Below are 1683 nucleotides of genomic sequence, written 5' to 3' on the forward strand. Positions count from 1 at the left end.
ATAGAACCTCATTTGCGGGAGACTGGGGCATCAGCCTCCCGCAGGAAGAGAATCTAGCGAGATTTCACATCGTGACTCATGGCGAGTTTTGGTATGAGGTGCCAAAACTTAAACTTAAAGCATTGGCGGAGCAGGGCGATATTTTGATCTTTTTCAAAGGGATGGAGCACACCATGGCCAGTGCACCAAAAATCAAGGCCGAGCCTGCGGTCGAATTTAGAGCTAAAGCCAACCTCACCGAAGCTCAAGTTTTGGAATACGGTGATCAGAGCAAGCTCAAAGCCAACGTCGTTTGCGGACATTTTTGTTTTAATGGCGGACCCGATCATCCATTCTTAAATTCGCTGCCAAATGTCGTGCATATCAAGAGTGCTGATAACTCCCACTCGCCTTGGCTTGCCATGCTTTTAAGTATTATAGAGCAGGAAGCAAAATCAGGGCTTCCTGGAAGCAACACGTTAGTCAGAAAGCTGACCGAAATTATCTTCGTGCAAGCGTTAAGAATCCACATGTACAAATCCAATAAAAATGCTGGATTCTTCAAACTGATCGAAAATCCGCAACTCAGCAAAACCTTGGAAGCTATTCATCATAGTCTCGATAAAAAATGGGGTCTTGACGATCTCGCCGGGATTGCGGGGATGTCGCGTACGAACTACAGCGTCAAATTTAAGGAGCTGTCAGGCATGACACCTCTTGATTATTTAACCTATTGTCGGCTTGAAAAAGCAAAGCAGCTGCTTAAAGAATCCGGTAAGTCTGTTCCCGAAGTGAGTGAAGCCATTGGGTATCCGGCACATGAACACTTTCAAAAGTTGTTTAAGAAAAAAATTGGCAAAACTCCTAGCGCGTACAGAAAAGAAAATTCTGAAAAGGTGTAAAAATGAATATCTATAACTCTCCTGTTACCAAAATAGCTTTCTGGGTCATAGTCATTGGTGGTGCGGCTTGCCTGCTTATCCCTTTGTTTGCACCTCTTCTTCCGCTGCAATATTTGAAAGGTTATGGCGAAATAGGAGATGTTCTTGGAGGTATTTCAAGCCCATTTCTACAAATTCTGGGTTCAGTGCTTCTCTTTCTGGTGTTAAAAGCTCAGATTGACGCTAATGGCATCCTCCATCAGCAAATCGAAAAGGAATATACGAAGGAGCAACTGAGGCACGAGTTGAATCAGCTTCACGAACTTTATATGTTCGTCGAAAGAAACATTAAAAATTTTAGCTACGATCAGGAAAAGATGATTGATGGCAAGTCGCAAATGATCCTTTTGCATTCCCGGCGAGCGATTAAATGTTTCATTGAGGATCTAGAGAGCTTAGATGTTGATATTCACAAAGATGACGACATTTTAAGGTTCGACGGGGTTAAAGAAATTATGAGCATTTTGAACAGCGTTGACCTATATTTCGACAAAATCAAAGACAGCGAGATTGCACCTTATCATAAGAGTTTTTATAAAACGCTTATGCAGCACGAACTTCTCTTCAGCGTTTTTCCTTATCAAGATCTCGACAATCAAGCGTACCTAAAACAAGAGCATTGCCCAGAGTGTGGTGAATATCATGCAAATTATCCGCCACTGATTTATGACCGGTTACAGAAAATTAAAAAAAGTTTCTCCTGATGTATTATGGATATTTATTCGGTATCGGTCCTACCAAAAAGCTATTTGTAGTATCTCGA

2 protein-coding genes are annotated in these 1683 nt (G+C 41.9%); both read left to right on the forward strand.

What is annotated here, in order from left to right:
• A partial coding sequence (locus ACFO24_RS13300) for an AraC family transcriptional regulator (RefSeq protein WP_377738780.1) occupies positions 1-881 on the forward strand: 881 nt, incomplete at its 5' end.
• A 2-nt stretch (positions 882-883) separates the two neighbouring features.
• Positions 884-1624: a hypothetical protein gene (locus tag ACFO24_RS13305; RefSeq protein WP_005403709.1), complete on the forward strand. Its 741-nt coding sequence runs from the start codon at positions 884-886 to the stop codon at positions 1622-1624.
• Positions 1625-1683 lie beyond the last annotated feature (59 nt).

This window comes from Comamonas denitrificans, from assembly GCF_042654745.1.
Lineage (GTDB): Bacteria > Pseudomonadota > Gammaproteobacteria > Burkholderiales > Burkholderiaceae_C > Comamonas > Comamonas denitrificans.

Coding starts and splice junctions, on each gene's coding strand:
- ACFO24_RS13305 (WP_005403709.1), top strand. CDS start 884: ATGAATATCTATAACTCTCCTGTTACCAAAATAGCTTTCTGGGTCATA.